Here is a 17820-nt window from a genome sequence, read left to right as displayed (position 1 = left end):
ATTCTGGACACAGTGGAAGACCGGTGCATTTAGTAGAGGGGCTAATAGGAAGAAACGCAGAGCCAATAAACGAAAAAAGCCCCTGACGAATCAGGGGCTTTTCAGTATCGAGGTGGCGGAGGGACAGGGATTCGAACCCTGGATAGGCTATTAACCTATGCCGGTTTTCAAGACCGGTGCATTCAACCGCTCTGCCATCCCTCCGGCTTATGGGTGCGTATAATAACAGCTTTCCCTTGGAAGTCAACGCCTTTTAGTACAAACGTAACCCGACGCGGGTAATCTTTCCGCCTTCCATATCGCTGACCACCCAGTGAATGCCATGCCAATCGACGTCGTCCCCGATTACCGGGTGGCCACCCACGCGCAGGGCGATAAACTCCGCCAGTGTCATCTCCTGTTCACCGGGGCTGAGCGTTAGGCCATAGGCTTGGGCGATATCCTGCATTTGTGCGGTGCCATCCAGGGTAAAGGTACCGAAGAAGGCGCGCTCCTGCTTGAGCTTGGCATCGCCATTGAATAGTCGGTTAAGCGCGTACAAGTCCTCTGAGCGGCCGATCACGCAAATCACATCACCCAGCTTCAAGCGCGTGCTGCCCTTCGGGTGCAGCATGGCGTGGTCGCGGAACAGTGCTGAAATCAAAGCACCTGATGGAAAACGCAGCAGCCGAATAGGCACGTCCTCTAAATCCTGGTTCTCGACCCCGTACACAAACAGCTCAAAGTCGTTTTCCGGCAGGATGCCCAGCGGGCCGCGTCGGTTAGGCACGGTGCCGACCGGCACTTCCACCTTCAACCACTTGGCCATCAGCGTCAGCGAGCCGCCCTGAATGAGCAGCGACATCAACACCACGGCGAAGGCCACGTTAAAGTAGAGCGAGGCGTTTTCGACCCCACCGATGACCGGGAATATCGCCAGCACGATAGGCACCGCCCCTCTCAAACCCACCCAGGCAATAAAGAAGGTTTCCCGCCAGCGGAATTTAAAGAACGGCTTGATGGTGATCAGCACGGCCAGCGGGCGGGCAATAAAGATCAGCGCCAGGGCCACTAAACCCGCGGGCAGCGCCACGTCCCATAGCTCACTGGGCGTCACCAGCAGGCCAAGCACCAGGAACAGGCCGATTTGACTTAGCCATGCCAAGCCGTCGTGCACCGGCAGAATAAAGTTAAGGTGGCGTCCGGGCTGATTACCAATCATCAAGCCGGCAAGATAGATCGCCAAAAAGCCACTACCGCCAAGCACGCTGGTTAAACCGAACACGCTGAACCCCAGCGCCAGCGCTAACATGGCGTAAAGGCCCGGGGCTAAATCGAGCCAGCGCAGCAGCTTGGCACTCAGCCAACCGCCGCCCAGCCCGACAATCAAACCAATACCAAACTGGGAAATAAAAAACAGCAGGGTTTCAGTGGGGCCGCCAATATCACCCACTAGCAGCTCAACCAGCATCAGGGTGAGGAAAATTGCCATCGGGTCGTTGGTGCCCGACTCAATCTCCAGCGTCGCCCCTACCCGCTCGTTGAGATTAACGCCGCGACCGCTGAGCATGGAGAAAACCGCGGCGGCATCGGTTGAACCTACGATGGCGCCCACCAGCAGGCCCTGCACTATTGTTAGGTCAAAAATCCACATCGCGATAACGCCAACAATGGCGCTGGTGATAAAGACACCGAAGGTCGCGAGGGAAAGCGCGGGTTTAAAACCCACCCGGAAGGTTTTGAGGCGGGTACGTAAGCCACCGTCTAACAAAATCATGGCCAGTGCTAGATGGCCGATGGCAAAGGCCATGGAGTAGTCATCAAACTCAACGCCCAACACGCCCTCTTCACCGGCTAGCATGCCTAGCCCAAGGAAGATCAGCAGCAGCGGCACACCCATCATCGACGATAGACGGCTGGCCAGAATGCTGAGCGCCATTAGCGAACCGCCTACCAAAAAGAACGTATAAATTGCGTCCATGACTCTCCGTCTCTACATCAATACAGCGCTATTATTGCATGTAACCGTTGAATTTACTGTCTCTTCTCAGCGTCCCCTTATACTCAAGGGGCTGGTCAGAAGCTTTCCCAGGCGGCTACACTTCGCCGTTACAACCCCTGGAGTTTCTGACTATGTTGCGTTGCCTCTCACGCTGTTGGCACCCTATTCTGTTGAGTCTCATCGTTACCTTATTGTTTTCTAATTCAGTTATTTACGCAAATGAAGAGAGTGAAGAAAGCCCTCAAGAAACGCCCCCACTGACGCTAGATACAGACGTGGAGGTGCCGGAAGCATTTTTGCGAACCGATGACAGCGAAAGCGTCGAGGAAGTGCCCACCATGGCGCAGACCCCGGCACCGCCGCTCGAACCACCGCCGGTTAAACACATTACGCTAATGCTGGATTGGTACCTGAGCCCCCAGCACGCCGCCTTGGTGATTGCTAAAGAGCGGGGGCTATACGCTGCCCAGGGCCTTGAGGTGGAGATTCAGTCACCGGCCGACCCTTCCATCGCTATCAAGCTGCTAACCGCAGGTGAAGTCGATTTGGCGCTGACCCGCCAGCCACTGCTCCATCTACATGTCCATAACGGTGCGCCGATCACCCGGATCGCGACATTGATCGAAACGTCGCTAACGGCGGTCATCGTGACGGGCGAAGAGCAGGCGGAAACTGAAAATACCTTGGCAGGGTTACACTACGGTTATACCACCGGTGAAGGCCGAGACTTGAGCATTCCGCGTTTACTTCCCCGCTCGGTACAGCAAACCGATGATTTCAACCCGCCTATCAACCTGCACTTCGATCCCATTCGAGCCATGCGGGAAGGTCAGATTGATGCGGTCGCCGATGGCTTTTACCACTACCTTCCCCAGCAGTTGGCGACTGAAGGCATTAACACCCGCGTCATTCGCTTCGATGAGCTAGACATTCCTCGAAATGACGGCCTGGTGGTGTTGGCTAATAGCGATACGCTTGCCCGCCGCGCTGATACTTGGTCTCGCTTCGTGCTTGCCCTTGAGCAAGCCAGCCACTGGATTATCGACAACCCTGACGCCGCCTGGAAGCTGCTGATTAGCGCGCACCCTGTGCTCGAAAATGACATTAACGCCAACGCCTGGGAAGATATCCTGCGTCGTATGGCGCTGAGCCCCGCGGCACTAGATAGCCGCCGCTACGCTGGTTTTGAAACCTTTCTAAATAAAATGGGCCTTACTGACGCAACGCTACCCGTATCGCGTTTAGCCGTAGATCCCCACGCTTTATAACCACGTATTGATCGCTTTCCATCCACTACCATGGCGGCCCATGAGCGAAACAGCTTTAATTTTTGTAGACGTTGAAACCACCGGCACCCGGGCGACGCGGGATCGAATTACCGAGATAGCCGCTCTCAAAGTCGTTAACGGTGAGCTGGTGGATCGTTGGACGAGCTTAATTTACCCAGAATGCAAAGTGCCCGGGCAAATCACTCAGTTGACCGGAATTAGCGACGACATGCTGGTTGATGCGCCACGCTTTGTACACATAGCCGAATCATTCCGGGAGTGGTTGGGCGACGGGCAGTTAGTAGCCCACAATGCGCGCTTTGACTACAGCTTTTTGCGCAACGAATTTAAGCGCGCCGGCCAGGATTACCGTGCATCGCTGATATGCACGCTGCGCTTATCCCGACGGATAGCGCCCCAAGAGCGCCAGCACAACCTAAAAGCGCTGCTTAACCGCTACGGTATTACACCCACCCGCCATCACCGTGCCGAAGACGATGTCGATGCGCTGTGGTCGCTCTGGCAAGCGTGGCAGGTTGAGCATAGTGATGAAGCGTGGCAGCGCCTGCTGGGCGATGAGCGTCGCCACCGCACGCTGCCTGCCCACCTGGATAGCGCGCAGCTGGAAGGGTTGCCCGCCTGCCCTGGGGTTTACCTGTTTTACGGCCACAATCGGCTGCCCCTGTATGTGGGCAAAAGCATCAACCTACGTAGCCGCGTGCTGGGGCACTTTCAGCGCGACCACCAAGACGACAAAGAGATGCGCCTCGCCCAGCAGGTTCAGCATATCGAGTGGGAAGAGACCGCTGGCGATTTAGGCGCCCAATTGCGTGAAGCGCAGCTGGTTAAAACGTTGATGCCGATTATGAACCGGCAACTGCGCAAGCAGCGCAAGTTAACTACCTGGCACTGGGCAGAAGGAGCCGACCACCCTGAGCTGCTCAGCGGTAACGCTCTAACCCAGCCTCTAGGCGGCACACTGTATGGTTTGTTTCGTAATGCACGCGAGGCCAAGAACGCATTGCGCGCCATTGCCGAAGAGCACCAGCTCTGCCCTCGGGTGTTGGGGCTTGAAAAAGGCAAGGGGCGCTGTTTTGCCAATCAGGTGGGCAAGTGCCGTGGGGCGTGCAATGGGCAGGAGACGATAGCAGCGCATACCCAGCGGGCGCAGGAAGCACTCACCCAGCTTCAGGTTAACGTGTGGCCCTGGCCGGGCAGCATTGCTATTGAGGAGAAGTCAGCGGGCGCGACAGCGTCTGCATGGCATGTCGTTCGCCAATGGTGCTATCTGGGCAGCGCGACTAGTTTTAACAACGCGCAAACGCTTGCGGACACGCCCGCAAGCTTCGATGTGGATAGCTACCGAATTTTGAACCGTTTCTTGCGTTATCCAGAGCAGCACGGCTTAACGGTCACTCCGCTCTGATTAGGCTGCGCTTGTTTGTATGACTGCGCGTGTATCTACTGGGCGTCGACGAACGCCTCGACCGCCTGCTGAAAGGCTTCCGGCTGGTCGGCGTGTAGCCAGTGACCGGCATTTTTAAGCGTTACCACACGAGCGCGGGGCAACACCTCACGCAGCGCGGGGATCATATCGTCAGCCACGTAGTGGGAATCGCCGCCACGAAGAACCAACGCCGGGCCTTCAAAAGGCTGCTCGCCATCAGGCACGCCGATGATATCGCTATAACCGCGTTTGATCTGATCTAAGCCTACCCGAAGCGCCATGACGTTATCGTCATTGCGCACCAGGTTGGTGGCCAAGAACAGCCGCGTAGGCCGGAAGTCCACATGCTCGGCCAGCAGGTCATCGGCTTCACGACGATTTTTGGGCTGCCCTTCTCGTACGCTGTCCAGCGCGGCGAACACATCATCGTGACCATGCTCATAAGCCACCGGAGCAATATCGGCCACGATCAACGACGCCACCCGCTCCGGCGCCAGGCGCGCCAAGCTGATCGCCACTTTGCCCCCCATGGAGTGCCCCAGCACGTGAGCGCGCTCGATCGAGAGCTTATCAAGTAGCGCGATAACGTCATCCGCCATGGTGGCGTAACGCATTCCCTCTGCATGGGGCGAGCGGCCATGGTTACGCAGATCCAGCGCGATCACCCGGCGGCTGCGCTGCCACACTTTCAAGTGCGAACGCCAATTATCGGCACTTCCCAGCAAGCCATGAATCACCACCAGCGGGGTGGTATCTGCGGCGGCTTCTTCGGCGGGCATATCGATAAAATGGAGATCTACGGTGGCAACGTCAGTCATGCTAGCTCCTAAGCCTTGCGGTCTCTGTGTTGTTTACGCGATTACGCCGTGCGGGGCTCGGCGTCCACCTGGCCTGTCCAAACCACCAAGCGGCGGGTTAGCCAGGCAAGCAGCAAGCCATACAGCGGCAGGAAAAACAGCAGGCTGATAGCAAGCTTAATCGCGTAGTCGACGGCGGCGATTTCTACCCAATTGGCGGCCATAAACGGGTCTGGGCTGTTATAGAACGCCGCCGAGAAGAATGCAAAGGTGTCGGCCAGGTTACCCAACACCGTTGAGCAAACGGGCGCCACCCACCATGCCCACTGGCGCAAGCGGTCAAACACTTGAACATCCAGCAGTTGGCCAATCACATAGGCCAGGAAGCTGGCGAGGGCGATACGGGCGACAAACAGATTCCACTCCGAAAGAGCCTCAATCCCGGCAAAGCTGCCGCGGGGAAATACCACGGATACCACATAGGAGACCAACAGCGCGGGAAGCATAACGCGCAGAATAATCGATCGAGCCGGCCCTTTACCAAACAGACGCACCGTGAGGTCGGTGGCTAGAAAGATAAACGGGAAGCTAAACGCGCCCCAGGTGGTATGAAAGCCAAAGAGCGTAAACGGTAGCTGAACGAGATAGTTACTGGCGGCAATAATGCCGATATGGAAAGCCACCATCACCATTAGGCAACGGCGGTGCTGAGTCTCACTCAATGCAAACATGCGGGTAGACCTTTTTTTAATAGAGAAGAGGGGTTAGGGAACCCTCGGGGTAGTCAGCGCATTCGGTCAGCTTGTAACAAAACCCTACGCCATTCTGGGGAGCGCATTATACGGCTTCTGCATAATATTAAAAGCTAAGCTATGCAAGCTGCCACCCCCTGGCAATCTGCATGCAATCGTGGCGAGGGCAGGTTTCCGCGAGGGCGCTGTGAACCCATCCTTGGGCGCTACTTTCGCCATCTGACCGCCATGGATGGCGGAAATGCCGGAATTGTCGGGAACACTTTCCGGCCATGGCGAAAGACCCTCGCTTCAATCTGCCCTCGCACTTGGCTAATTTAGTCGCATCAATCCAGCGGTGTGGCTTTGTCCGCAGCGCCTACCGAGCGTTCGCGCATGGCGGCGTGAACATCGGCAAGGCTGGTGGGGTCATCAATGGTGGAGGGAATACCAAACTCTTTGCCGTCGGCAATCGTACGCAGAAGTTTGCGCAGAATTTTACCAGAGCGGGTTTTGGGTAAGCGGTCAACCACTAACACCTGTTTGAAGCAGGCAATCGGGCCAATATGCTCGCGAACCCGCGCAATCAGTTCGGCCTCCAATGTGGCTTCATCACCATCAAAGCCATCTTTCGGGATCACCAAGCCGATCGGCAACTGCCCTTTTAGATCGTCATGAATCCCAATGACCGCGCACTCAGCCACCGCAGGATGAGCACCGACCACCTCTTCCATTTCACCGGTCGAGAGTCTGTGCCCTGCCACGTTAATGACGTCATCGGTGCGGCCCATGATGAACAGATAGCCTTGCTCATCGAAATAACCGCCATCGCCGGTTAGGTAGTAGCCGGGGAATGCCGCCATATAGGCACTATGAAAGCGCTTTTCGTCGCGCCATACGCCGGTCAAGCAACCAGGTGGCATGGGCTGTTTGATCACCACACTACCCTGCTCCATGGGTTTGGCCTGCTCGCCGTCGCGGTTGAGCACTTGCACATTGAAGCCAGGAACGGGGAACGTTGCGGATCCAGCCTTGGTGGGCACAGGCTCTATACCGGGCAAGTTAGCGGCGATGGGCCAGCCGGTTTCAGTTTGCCACCAGTGATCAATCACTGGCACGTCCAAAAGGTCATCCAGCCAGTGAAACGTGGGTGGATCGAGGCGTTCACCGGCCACGTAAAGATGCTTTAGGCTGCTGATATCGTAGTTCTGTAGCAGCTTGGCATCGGGATCCTCTTTCTTAATCGCGCGAAACGCCGTGGGCGCGGTGAAGAAGCTCTTCACCCGGTACTCCTCGATTAACCGCCAGAAGCTGCCCGCGTCGGGGGTTTTTACCGGCTTGCCCTCGTATACCACCGTAGTGCAACCCACTAGCAAGGGGGCGTAAACAATGTAGGAGTGCCCGACGACCCAGCCCACATCCGAAGCGGTAAAGAACACTTCACCGGGCTCCATTGCATAGATCGCCTGCATCGAATAGGCCAGCGCCACCGCGTAGCCACCCGTATCGCGCATAACGCCTTTGGGTTTTCCGGTGGTGCCTGAGGTATAGAGGATGTACAGCGGGTCGGTTCCCTTCACCGGCACGCACTCAGCAAATGGGGCGTTGGCAACCAACTCTTCCCAGTCGTAATCGCCCTCCTCCAATTCAGCCCGGTGCGCTTCACGCTGATAAACGACACAGGCATCCGGCTTATGGGCGCTTAATTCAACGGCTTGGTCTACCATTGGCTTATAGGGCAATACCTTGCCCAGCTCGATACCGCAGGAAGCGGCAACCACCACTTTAGGCTCGGCGTCTTCAATCCGTGCCGCCAGTTCGTGGGGGGCGAAGCCACCAAATACCACCGAGTGTATGGCACCAAGCCGGGCACAGGCGTACATGGCCACCATGGCTTCGGGGATCATCGGCATATAGATCACCACACGATCGCCTTTGGTAACGCCCAACTGCGCCAGCGCCCCTGCGAAATGCGCCACTTTATCGCGCATTTCGCGGTAGCTAATGGTCTGCTTAGCCTTTGCGGCAGGCGAATCCCAGAAAATCGCCGCCTGATCACCACGCCCATTTTCGACGTGGTAATCCAGTGCCGCGTAGCTAAGGTTCATTTCACCGTCGCTAAACCAACGGGCATGCGCTGTTCCAGCGCTCTGCTCATCGTAGCTGAGGATGGTCTTAGGTGGTGTGTACCAGGGAATACGTTTGGCCTGTTCGGCCCAGAACGATTCAGGGTGTTCGATGGAGCGTTGGAAGGTGTGTTGGTAGTGGCTCATGGTGTCCCTATCTTTTTTGTAGTAACGCTTAAGGAAGATTGTTGACACTGTATAAAGGAAACCGACACTTCGCCCTCATACTATGGGCTAAATAGCGACCAAAGCGGTAGACAGGCACCGACATTGTCGACAAGATGACGAATTACTACCATTGATTAATCGTTAAACAGCAGCTTGGACAAAACTCACTAAATTACTGATCATTGAATAAATAATCTTCGCGACGCGACGATGCCGTGACAACGAATAACACTGTTTATAAAAACATACTTATAAAACAATGTTTATAAATAATGCTTATAAAAACGCTGAAGTAACAGTGTAGGCAAGGAGATCATTATGTCTGCTTCTACAAGCGCCGCTACACGCCTGCTTGAACATAACTGTCGCGCTATTGAGGCGGGAACCAACCTGCTAAAAGCGTTGGCCAATGAAAAACGGCTGCAAATCCTCTGCCTGCTTGCCGAGAAAGAGCTGTCAGTGACGCAAATTAATCAACAACTCGCGTTAAGCCAGTCGGCACTATCACAACATCTGGCTATTTTGCGGCGTGATGAGCTCGTCGATACCCGACGGGAGTCACAAACCATCTACTACTCGTTAAGCAGCGAAAGTGCCAAGGCCGTGATTGATACCTTGGCACACCATTACGCCGCATAACGCTCCAAGATTTAACCTCAGCGCCGCTGCCACCCAGCGGCGTCGATTAGGCCAAGCGCTTTCAGCGCCGCTTTTTCAACGCCTTCTGAAATGGCCAATCCCAGTTTACGACTGACGGTTTTAGGGGCTTCTAGCTTCACTGTGAATACTTGCGCCTCGCTCATACGTTCAACCAGATAGGCTTCGCTGGTTCCTACGCTGTCGACAAGCTGAAGCGATAATGCCTCGCTACCATACCAAATTTCGCCTGTGGCGAGGGTATCGATATCCATGGCGGGACGCCGTTCTGCCACATAGCCTTTAAACAAGCGGTGCGTATTCTCTAAGTCCTCCAAGAACTTTGCTTTGCCCTCTTCGGTATTTTCACCCAGCACGGTTAAGGTACGCTTGTATTTACCGGCGGTCAGCAGTTCTACGTCAACATCGTGGCGCTTTAGCAGACGATGAATATTGGGCACTTGCGCCACCACGCCGATAGAGCCAATCACTGCAAAGGGCGCGGCCTTAATGTGCTGCGCGGTACAGGCCATCAGGTAACCACCGCTTGCCGCCACCTTGTCGATACACACGGTTGTGTTTAGCCCCGCCGTGCGCAGCCGGTCTAACTGGGCCGCCGCCAACCCATAGGCATGCACCAGTCCACCCGCGGACTCAAGCCGCACCACTACCTCGTCTTCCTTAGCAGCGACACCGATGATGGCCGACACCTCTTGAGCAAAATGCTCGGTTTGCGAGGCTTTCAGATCGCCGTGAAAGTCGAGCACCCAAACCCGCGCCGCTGAGGCGGCATCCTGCTCCGTTTTGTTCTCTTTGTGACGTTTTTTATCTTCACTACGAAATAGTTTCAGCAGTTTTTTGCGTGCACCAGGAAGCGTGGCAGCCAGCCGCAAACGCCGAACACGGCGGCGGCGTTGATCGTTAAGTGGTTCGATCGTGAGTTTCAGCTCGCTCTCTTTGTCCTGCTTGGTTCGTGCAATCAGCAGCAGGCCAAAGCCTATTAGCGCCATCACGATGGTGGTTTGCACAACAAAGGTGCCTATCTCTGCTACCCATTCACTCATTGACGTTCTCCATTAGAGGATTAATTCCTTTATAGCTCGTGCGTTGTATATGCGTTTGTTGATAGTGACTAGCGCGCTTGATTGGAACGCCCGTATGAAATAACCTCGCTTGCCTTTACGATTGTTTCTTTTGGCTATGGTCGCTAGCCTTAGCCTGATCTACTTAACCGAGAGATATGTTATGTCAAACAACACCCTTGAGAAGCTAAAAGCGCGTTTTAATCCTGCAGCAGCAAAGGGCATGGATGAAGTTTTCCAGTTTCACTTTACCGATGCAGGCAGCTACTACTTAAATATCCAGGATGGCACGCTGGACGTACAAGAGGGTGAGCATGACGATCCTTCTGTCAGCTTGAGCCTTACCACTGACACGCTAAAAGGGATTATGAGCGGTGAGATCAATGGCATGACGGCCTTTATGACCGGTAAGCTAAAAGCGACCGGTAATGTCATGCTGGCCACTAAGCTGACTAGCTTATTCCCTAGCGAGTAATCATCATATCGGCACGCGGCGCCGCTTACTCTTCGCGCCAGCGTGCCAAATGGGTTTCGATCAGCTCCCGGGATATCGAGTAAGGCGGCGGCAGAGAGGGCAACTGACGAGGCGAAAACCACGCCGCATCGCTAATCTCCACCCCATCGATGCGAATGCGCCGGGTAGTGGCTTCGGCGAAGTAACCAAACATCAGCGAGTGCGGGAATGGCCACGCCTGACTTTGGTGATAACGCAGTTGATCGATATGCACGCCCACTTCCTCAAACACCTCCCGGTGCACCGCCTCTTCCGCTGACTCTCCCGGCTCGATAAAACCCGCCAAGGTGGAGTAGCGCCCGGGTGGAAAGCGCGGACTACGGGCCAACAGCATCGCCTCCCCGCTGGTCACCAGCGTGATAATACACGGTGAGATACGCGGATAGTTGCGGTGTCCACAGGCGTGGCAGTGCATAGCAAATTCCGCAGTCAGCTTGGTGGCCGGTGCCCCACAGCGGCCGCAGAATCGGTGATTCTCTAACCATGCACCTACCTGCAGCGCCGTGGAGAGCAGGCTAAACCAAGCGGTTGAAAGCTCGCTCATCCATTGCCGACCATCAATCCAATCGTTGCCGGCCTGGGACTCCACAAGCAGCGCCACCGGCTCATCATCCCAGTAACATAGCGGCTGCATCTGCTCTGTCCAGGGTTGATAGGGCTGCAGCGGGGTTAACTCTTCGCTGCCGTTTAACGGTGCGGGCGCCAATAAACTACGCGAAAGCCGAATCACCCGCCCTGCTTGTTCGTGATGGGGAATTTCTCGCCTAAGCATCGCTGGCCGCACCCTCAAACCAGTTCAATTGATGCGCCTTGCACTTGGCCTGGTGGGCCGCTCGCTCTTCGTCGGTGGGCCGCACCACGCGCAGTTGGCCCGGCGTTAAAGAAAGCCGCTGAATCGACATCCCCTCATTGGAGGTATCCGCCTGCTCCTGTTCCGCTGCGGAGGCCGCGTCTAACGTTAACGCGGTCTGCCCACCGGTCATCGCCAGGTACACTTCGGCGAGGATTTCAGAGTCTAACAGTGCGCCGTGCAGCACCCGGTGGCCGTTGTCGATATCGTAGCGTTTGCACAATGCATCAAGACTGTTGCGCTGGCCGGGGTGCATCTTCCTAGCCATGGTCAGCGTATCTAATACGCCGCAATGATCCCTTACCGGCCCCAGCACAGGAGATTTACGCTGCCGATTCAACATGCTCAGCTCGTGGTCAATAAAGCCCACATCGAACGGAGCGTTATGAATCACCAGCTCTGCGCCTTCGATAAAGGCCCAAAACTCATCGGCAATGGCCGCGAATACCGGCTCGTTAGCAACTCTGGCGTCATCAATCCCGTGAACTTCGACGACTTCAGCGTCGATATGCCGCTCAGGGTTGATGTATTGATGATAAGTGCGGCCAGTGAAGCGTCGATTGACCATCTCAATAGCACCAATTTCGACTAGGCGATGGCCATCTTTGGGGTCGATACCCGTGGTTTCAGTATCCAAGATCACCTGACGCATCATGCTCTCCTTTTTTGGTGCTCATCAATCGCTTCATTGGCCAGCGCATCGGCGCGCTCGTTGCCTGGGTGCCCACTGTGCCCTTTTACCCAGTGCCACTCGACCTGGTGACGCTGGGTCTCTTCGTGCAGGGTCTTCCACAGCTCGGCATTTTTGACCGGCTGCTTGGCAGCGGTTTTCCAGCCGCGCTTGATCCAGTTATGAATCCACTGGGTGATCCCCTGGCGAACATATTGGGAGTCAGTCCAGAGCGCCACTTCACAAGGGGTATTAAGCGTACGTAGCGCCATTATCGCGGCCATTAACTCCATGCGATTATTAGTGGTATCTGCTTCATAGCCTTTCAAGGTTTTCTCATGCTCGCCACTCGCCAGCACGACACCCCATCCGCCAGGCCCTGGGTTACCCCTACAAGCCCCATCGGTATACACCGTTACCCGAGGTAGATCTCCCGCCGCCTCTTTAGTCAATCTCTTGATCCCCCGGTCTATGTAAAACAGATTTATTTAAAACAGGCTTCTGTGGATCAGCTTTATTTGAATCAGCTGTGTACCTATCCGTTTGCCGCGTTTTGGCTTGCGATGTTCCAGCGGGAGGCGTTTGATAAGCTTGATAGTGGGCGGATGAACCTGAGCGGGTAACACCCAGCGACGCCGGGGACGCTGGCGCCTTCAAACCAAATCTCAAACGCTGCACCGGCGCTTGGCGCTGCTGTCGGCGTGCTTGAATCATATAACTTTCACCCAGTGGCAGGTTATGCCGCCGCCCTAACGACTCCCAATACTCACCGCACTTGGCATTCATCCGCCCCCGAAAACAGCAATAGTCTACCCGCTCAACCTCAAAGTCGACAAACGCCAACCAGTCCCGCAGGCGGCTAGCCGAGCGCCAGGTACCGCTCCAGGGAAAGGTCTGTTGGCGCTTTCGCAACTGCCGGGTAAGGCCGCTCACGCCGATAGGGTTAAAGCCAAACAGCACCATAATGCCGTTGTCAGCAGTGACACGCGCGGCCTCCTGGAGCGTGAAGTGGGCATCGGTTAACTGCTCAAGCCAGTGGTGAATGACCATCACATCTAAACAGCGATCCGGCAGCGCAAGCTGATCCGGTGGGCATACCAAGGTGCTATCGTTTTCGGCTAACTGATGCGTAGGCGACCAGCGTATGGGGTGCGCAATGGCCGACATGGTCATCAATGCCGGCCCCATGCTCATTTCCAAGCTGTGGCCGCCCACACGGGATTCCACCACGGGCCCTAAGCAGGCACGCTGGGTTTCCCACAGCGAACGCCCCGCCTCTGTTTGCCAATAAGGCTGGCTACTTTGTAAGCGCTTAGCCAGTGTCGTGGCCGTCGTCGAATTTGACATGAACAGCGCTTCCCTCCACAGTAACGGCTTTTTAACGCCTTTTACGCACCGATTCAGCGCTAATAAGCGCAATGTTTGATGTGTTTTTTCGTAACTTAAAGGATCTCGCCGATGATGAGCGTGACACCGATCCCCGCCCTTAGCGACAACTATATTTGGCTATTAAGACAAGATACCAGCCAAAGCGTTTGTGTGGTGGATCCCGGTGAAGCTGCCCCGGTGATCGAGTTTCTTGAACGTGAGTCGCTTACCCTCAAATGCATTCTGATTACCCACCATCATCATGATCATACGGGTGGTTTAGCAGAGTTAATTAAACGCTACTCTCCACACGTTATCGGCCCCGACAATCCCAAGATTGAAGGCATCGATGAAACCGTGGGTGATGGCGACGAAGTCCGCATCATGGGGCGTTTATTTGACGTCATGGCGACCCCCGGCCATACGCTGGATCATATCAGCTACTTCACAGCCGGTATCCCTGCACTACTGTTCTGCGGTGACACCCTTTTTTGCGCGGGCTGCGGTCGTCTATTCGAAGGCACCCCGGAGCAAATGTACACCGCGCTGAAAAAATTTGCGGAACTCCCTGAAGATACACTGGTCTTTGCAGCCCATGAGTACACTCAGGCAAACCTGACGTTTGCCCGTGCTGCGGATCCTGAAAACGAAGACGTTAAACACGCCTTGCAGGAGTGTGAAAAGGCGCGGGCATTGGATCGCCCCACCTTACCCAGCACGATAGGACGCGAGCTGAAAATTAATCCCTACCTTCGCGTGGGCACTGATAGCGTGCGCCAAGCGGCAGGCACCCAGGGTGTTAATAATGATGATCTCGCTACGTTCACCACTCTGCGTGAGTGGAAGAACCGTTTTTAAGAACGCTATCGAAACCAAACGAATGCAACTATGACCTATCGAACGATTCGCCAGCGCTTGATGCTGAGCGCGGGCAGTACCGTAATAATGGGCCTAATGTTAGCCGCTGCGGCAAGCTCACAAGCCTCTGCGACAGCCTATGAAGGATCTACTGCATCAACCAGTAAATCAGTAGATGCTACAAAACCACACCCCACGCCGTTCCAAATCCATTTTTGGGAGGCGCTGGAACTGAAACCCCAAGACGCCTGGACAACGCTGCGGAAAAGCTTTCAGTGGCAAGAGAAGTCACTGCCTGCCGAGGCCCAAGCGCGGGTAGACGAATGGATTGAGTACTACCGTTCCAGCCCCGAAAACATTGCCACGATTACCGAACGAGCCACCCCCTGGCTTGCCTGGATTACCCAGCAGGTTAGCGAGCGCGGTCTACCCGGTGAAGTCGCGTTAATCCCCTTTGTCGAGAGCTCCTTTGACCCCGGCGCGCGAAGTCATCGCGGTGCTGCAGGGCTATGGCAGTTTATGCCCGGCACCGGTGATGCATTGGGCTTGGTACGTAACGGAAACTACGATGGCCGGTTAGATGTTTTGACCTCCACCGAGGCAGCGCTGGACTACTTGGAAATGCAGGCCGACCAGTGGTATGAAGGCGATCTGATGCTTTCATTAGCGGCTTATAATGCCGGCGCTGGCACCGTTAATCGCGCTCAACGCCAGGCCCAAAGCCAGGGCCTAAACGGTGAGTACTGGGATCTTTCGCTGCCCTATGAAACCATGCAGTATGTGCCCAAGCTGAAAGCCATCGCGACGATTATTAACGACCCAGAGCAGTACGGTGTCAGCTTGCCGGAAATACACGTTGATCCGGCCTTCGCTAAAGTTAAGCTAGACCACGCTGTGACGCTCTCAGAAGCTTCTCAACTGTTGGATGTTAGCCAAACTGCGTTAGCCGAATTAAATCCCGGTCTGCTCAATGGCAGCATTGACCCCCGCAGTGCACAAACGCTGCTGGTACCTGAAGAAGTGGATACCCAGGTTCTTGCGCAACTTGCGCAGGACGGCAATCAAACACAAGACAGCAACCAAGCATTTGCGCAAAACAGTAGTGGCAATACCCACCGCGTTGAAAGAGGCGACAGCCTCTCTGCGATCGCGGCCAGATATAATATTGACCAGCAAGACCTTATACGCTGGAATTCGATTGACCGCCCCGGCGCTCTGCAACCAGGCCAGCTGCTGACACTATCAGGGCGTTAAACCGGGTTAACTAGTTGGCTTTGTTCACATGGGATGTCTCCAATGCCGCGTGGTTTGTTTTTTGCGAAAACGCTTCTACTCATCAGTGGCCTGCTGTTCAACGTTTCAATACTGGCTTCAGACGCCGACACGATAGCGTCAGAGTCGTCTAACAGCGATTCGTCTATCACCGCCCCCAACTCCAATGTGGTGGGTGATTTGAATACAGACGCAAACAACGTGGTGCCGGTTGAAACAGTTCATGGGCTATCGCTTTACGATAGCCCCGAGCTACCAGCCGATTTCCCCTACTTCCCGCATGTAAACCCACAGGCCCCTAAAGGCGGCACCATTACCCATACCGCCGTGGGGAGCAGCTTTGACTCAACCAATCCGTTTATTATTCGCGGTACGCCGGTTACCGGCATTTCACAAATTTACGACACCCTTATGGCCAGCAACCCGAACGAGCCCTTTAGCCTCTACGGCTTGCTGGCCGAAGGCGTGCGCCTTGACCCTGAAAGGGAGTGGATTGAGTTCGACCTGCGCCCTGAAGCGCGTTTTCAAGACGGAGAGCCTGTCACCGCCTACGATGTGGTGTTCTCGCTTAACCTGCTCCGCGAAGAGGGAAATCCGTTTTACGCCAGTTACTACGCGGGGGTGGAAGAAGCCATCGCCCTCAATGAGCATCAGGTACGGTTCACCTTCAACGACACTCAATCGAGAGAGCTGCCGTTAATCGTCGCCCAACTGCCCATACTTCCCCGCCACTACTGGGAGCCCCGCGAATTCTCCTCCCCTACCCTTGCGGCACACCCAGGCTCCGGGCCCTACCGCATTAGCGAAGTAGACCCAGGTAGGCGCATTGTTTATCAGCGTGATGATGATTATTGGGGTAAAGATTTACCGGTCAACGTTGGCCGATACAACATTGATCGCATCATTTACGACTACTACCGTGATAGGGATATTGCCTGGGAAGCGTTTAAAGCGGGTCTCACCGACTTTCGTATCGATGCACGCGCCGCCACCTGGGCAATTGGCTACGACTTTCCAGCTTATGAAGAGGGCTTGGTAAAGCGGCTAACGGTACCGGACGTTAACCCTTCGATGATGCAGGCGTTTGTCTTCAACCTGCGTAAAGAAAAGTTCCAAGACCCCAGAGTGCGGGAAGCGTTGAGCCTGACCTTCGATTTCCCGTGGCTCAACACCAATATTTTTTACGGCACCTATCAGCGCACCGAGAGCTTTTTCCAAAATTCAGAGATGGAAGCCACCGGCTTACCCTCTGAGGAGGAACTGGCACTGTTGGAGCCCTTCCGGGAGGAGTTGATGGCCTCTCATGGCTCTGACCGTCTCTTTACTCAGCCACTGCCTATCGATGAGCCCATCGAGCTGCGCGAGCGGCTTCGCAGAGCGCTCGACTTACTCCGCGAAGCGGGCTATCGCGTTGAAGACGGCGTACTGGTTAACCAGCAAACCGGGCGACCCTTAAGTCTGGAAGTGCTGCTCTACGACTCAGGGCTTGAACGGGTGGTGCAGCCCATGCTCCGTAACATGGCCCGCCTGGGTGTGCAGACGTCGCTGCGTATCGTTGATATTAATCAGTATTTAAACCGACAGCGTAATTATGACTATGACATAGTGATCAGTCATTTCCCTCAGTCGAACAACCCGGGCAATGAACAGCGCGACTTCTGGACCAGCGCCGCCGCCGAGGCACCGCAAAGCCGTAACCGGATGGCGCTGGCACATCCGGCGGTCGATGCGCTGGTGGAGGAAATCATTAGTGCCAATGGCCGTGAAGAGTTGGATACCGCCACGCGCGCGCTGGATCGGGTGCTGCGCTGGGGATTTTATGTGATTCCCCACTACCACTCTGGGGAGACCCGCATCGCCATTTGGGATAAGTTCGGCTACCCCGAACCCTTCCCCAAATACGCCATGGATCTGGATGCGTGGTGGGTAGACACCGACCGTGAAGCAGAACTGCAGCGCCGCCAGCGCGGCCGTTAACTTTGGCCCAATTACAACTGCTTAATCGCAACGGCTTGTCTTCAACGGTTTCATCGTCATAAACCTCGGAGTGCT

General features: G+C 55.4%; 16 protein-coding genes and 1 tRNA gene. 7 read left to right on the top strand and 10 right to left on the bottom strand.

What is annotated here, in order from left to right:
- Window positions 1–113: 113 nt before the first annotated feature.
- Window positions 114–204 (bottom strand) — tRNA-Ser (locus SR894_RS09985).
- Window positions 205–253: 49 nt separating this feature from the next.
- The gene (locus SR894_RS09980) at window positions 254–1960 is read right to left on the bottom strand and encodes a potassium/proton antiporter (protein ID WP_133732840.1); all 1707 of its coding nucleotides are present in this window, start codon (window positions 1958–1960) and stop codon (window positions 254–256) included.
- Between the two features lie 152 nt (window positions 1961–2112).
- Here SR894_RS09980 and SR894_RS09975 point away from each other — a divergent pair, with 152 nt between their 5' ends.
- A complete protein-coding gene (locus SR894_RS09975) occupies window positions 2113–3249 on the top strand; it encodes an ABC transporter substrate-binding protein (RefSeq protein ID WP_133732841.1) in 1137 nt (378 codons plus the stop codon).
- Window positions 3250–3289: 40 nt separating this feature from the next.
- A complete protein-coding gene (locus SR894_RS09970; protein ID WP_133732842.1) occupies window positions 3290–4675 on the top strand; it encodes a 3'-5' exonuclease family protein in 1386 nt (461 codons plus the stop codon).
- Window positions 4676–4710: 35 nt separating this feature from the next.
- Here the strand turns inward: SR894_RS09970 and SR894_RS09965 are convergent, their stop codons facing one another.
- The 3 genes from SR894_RS09965 to SR894_RS09955 form a co-directional block, all read right to left on the bottom strand.
- Entirely contained in the window at window positions 4711–5514 is an 804-nt protein-coding gene (locus SR894_RS09965) for an alpha/beta fold hydrolase (RefSeq protein ID WP_133732843.1), read from the bottom strand.
- A 41-nt stretch (window positions 5515–5555) separates the two neighbouring features.
- Window positions 5556–6224 (bottom strand): 7-cyano-7-deazaguanine/7-aminomethyl-7-deazaguanine transporter, encoded by a 669-nt coding sequence (locus tag SR894_RS09960; RefSeq protein ID WP_133732844.1) that lies wholly within the window; start codon window positions 6222–6224, stop codon window positions 5556–5558.
- A 347-nt stretch (window positions 6225–6571) separates the two neighbouring features.
- The gene (locus SR894_RS09955) at window positions 6572–8545 is read right to left on the bottom strand and encodes a propionyl-CoA synthetase (protein ID WP_223289170.1); all 1974 of its coding nucleotides are present in this window, start codon (window positions 8543–8545) and stop codon (window positions 6572–6574) included.
- Window positions 8546–8836: 291 nt separating this feature from the next.
- Between SR894_RS09955 and SR894_RS09950 the strand changes: the two genes are divergently transcribed.
- Complete coding sequence (locus SR894_RS09950; protein ID WP_022523354.1) at window positions 8837–9157, top strand: ArsR/SmtB family transcription factor; 321 nt, start codon at window positions 8837–8839, stop codon at window positions 9155–9157.
- A 17-nt stretch (window positions 9158–9174) separates the two neighbouring features.
- Here the strand turns inward: SR894_RS09950 and sohB are convergent, their stop codons facing one another.
- On the bottom strand, window positions 9175–10218 hold the full coding sequence (sohB, locus tag SR894_RS09945; RefSeq protein ID WP_223289171.1) for a protease SohB: 1044 nt from the start codon (window positions 10216–10218) through the stop codon (window positions 9175–9177).
- 181 nt (window positions 10219–10399) lie between these two features.
- On the opposite strand from sohB, the gene SR894_RS09940 reads away from it, so the two are divergent.
- Window positions 10400–10711, top strand: coding sequence for an SCP2 sterol-binding domain-containing protein (locus SR894_RS09940; protein ID WP_088701392.1), 312 nt, complete (start codon window positions 10400–10402; stop codon window positions 10709–10711).
- 25 nt (window positions 10712–10736) lie between these two features.
- Here the strand turns inward: SR894_RS09940 and nudC are convergent, their stop codons facing one another.
- Genes nudC through SR894_RS09920 form a run of 4 tightly spaced genes read right to left on the bottom strand, consistent with a single transcriptional unit; the run spans window position 10737 to window position 13617 of the window.
- The gene (gene nudC / locus SR894_RS09935; protein ID WP_133732847.1) at window positions 10737–11522 is read right to left on the bottom strand and encodes an NAD(+) diphosphatase; all 786 of its coding nucleotides are present in this window, start codon (window positions 11520–11522) and stop codon (window positions 10737–10739) included.
- Entirely contained in the window at window positions 11515–12252 is a 738-nt protein-coding gene (gene dnaQ, locus SR894_RS09930; RefSeq protein ID WP_223289172.1) for a DNA polymerase III subunit epsilon, read from the bottom strand. The genes nudC and dnaQ overlap by 8 nt, the downstream gene beginning before the upstream one ends.
- On the bottom strand, window positions 12252–12722 hold the full coding sequence (gene rnhA / locus SR894_RS09925; protein ID WP_022523349.1) for a ribonuclease HI: 471 nt from the start codon (window positions 12720–12722) through the stop codon (window positions 12252–12254). Before rnhA ends, dnaQ begins: the two co-directional genes overlap by 1 nt.
- The gene (locus SR894_RS09920; protein ID WP_223289173.1) at window positions 12715–13617 is read right to left on the bottom strand and encodes a class I SAM-dependent methyltransferase; all 903 of its coding nucleotides are present in this window, start codon (window positions 13615–13617) and stop codon (window positions 12715–12717) included. Before SR894_RS09920 ends, rnhA begins: the two co-directional genes overlap by 8 nt.
- Before the next feature lie 111 nt (window positions 13618–13728).
- Here SR894_RS09920 and gloB point away from each other — a divergent pair, with 111 nt between their 5' ends.
- Genes gloB through SR894_RS09905 form a run of 3 tightly spaced genes read left to right on the top strand, consistent with a single transcriptional unit; the run spans window position 13729 to window position 17745 of the window.
- A complete protein-coding gene (gene gloB / locus SR894_RS09915) occupies window positions 13729–14496 on the top strand; it encodes a hydroxyacylglutathione hydrolase (RefSeq protein WP_133732851.1) in 768 nt (255 codons plus the stop codon).
- A gap of 30 nt (window positions 14497–14526) precedes the next feature.
- Window positions 14527–15750, top strand: a complete 1224-nt coding sequence (locus tag SR894_RS09910) for a transglycosylase SLT domain-containing protein (protein WP_133732852.1) — start codon at window positions 14527–14529, stop codon at window positions 15748–15750.
- A gap of 42 nt (window positions 15751–15792) precedes the next feature.
- Window positions 15793–17745 carry an extracellular solute-binding protein gene (locus SR894_RS09905; RefSeq protein WP_133732853.1) on the top strand — a complete coding sequence of 651 codons (1953 nt, stop codon included), beginning with the start codon at window positions 15793–15795 and terminating at the stop codon, window positions 17743–17745.
- Window positions 17746–17820: the final 75 nt, after the last annotated feature.

Origin of the sequence: Vreelandella neptunia, assembly GCF_034479615.1 — a bacterium.
Taxonomy (GTDB): domain Bacteria; phylum Pseudomonadota; class Gammaproteobacteria; order Pseudomonadales; family Halomonadaceae; genus Vreelandella; species Vreelandella neptunia.
Note: the sequence above shows the minus strand (reverse complement) of the source record. Positions and strands in the feature narration are given on the sequence as shown.

Coding starts and splice junctions, on each gene's coding strand:
- SR894_RS09980 (WP_133732840.1), bottom strand. CDS start 1,960: ATGGACGCAATTTATACGTTCTTTTTGGTAGGCGGTTCGCTAATGGCG.
- SR894_RS09975 (WP_133732841.1), top strand. CDS start 2,113: ATGTTGCGTTGCCTCTCACGCTGTTGGCACCCTATTCTGTTGAGTCTC.
- SR894_RS09970 (WP_133732842.1), top strand. CDS start 3,290: ATGAGCGAAACAGCTTTAATTTTTGTAGACGTTGAAACCACCGGCACC.
- SR894_RS09965 (WP_133732843.1), bottom strand. CDS start 5,514: ATGACTGACGTTGCCACCGTAGATCTCCATTTTATCGATATGCCCGCC.
- SR894_RS09960 (WP_133732844.1), bottom strand. CDS start 6,224: ATGTTTGCATTGAGTGAGACTCAGCACCGCCGTTGCCTAATGGTGATG.
- SR894_RS09950 (WP_022523354.1), top strand. CDS start 8,837: ATGTCTGCTTCTACAAGCGCCGCTACACGCCTGCTTGAACATAACTGT.
- sohB (WP_223289171.1), bottom strand. CDS start 10,218: ATGAGTGAATGGGTAGCAGAGATAGGCACCTTTGTTGTGCAAACCACC.
- SR894_RS09940 (WP_088701392.1), top strand. CDS start 10,400: ATGTCAAACAACACCCTTGAGAAGCTAAAAGCGCGTTTTAATCCTGCA.
- nudC (WP_133732847.1), bottom strand. CDS start 11,522: ATGCTTAGGCGAGAAATTCCCCATCACGAACAAGCAGGGCGGGTGATT.
- dnaQ (WP_223289172.1), bottom strand. CDS start 12,252: ATGCGTCAGGTGATCTTGGATACTGAAACCACGGGTATCGACCCCAAA.
- SR894_RS09920 (WP_223289173.1), bottom strand. CDS start 13,617: ATGTCAAATTCGACGACGGCCACGACACTGGCTAAGCGCTTACAAAGT.
- gloB (WP_133732851.1), top strand. CDS start 13,729: ATGATGAGCGTGACACCGATCCCCGCCCTTAGCGACAACTATATTTGG.
- SR894_RS09910 (WP_133732852.1), top strand. CDS start 14,527: ATGACCTATCGAACGATTCGCCAGCGCTTGATGCTGAGCGCGGGCAGT.
- SR894_RS09905 (WP_133732853.1), top strand. CDS start 15,793: ATGCCGCGTGGTTTGTTTTTTGCGAAAACGCTTCTACTCATCAGTGGC.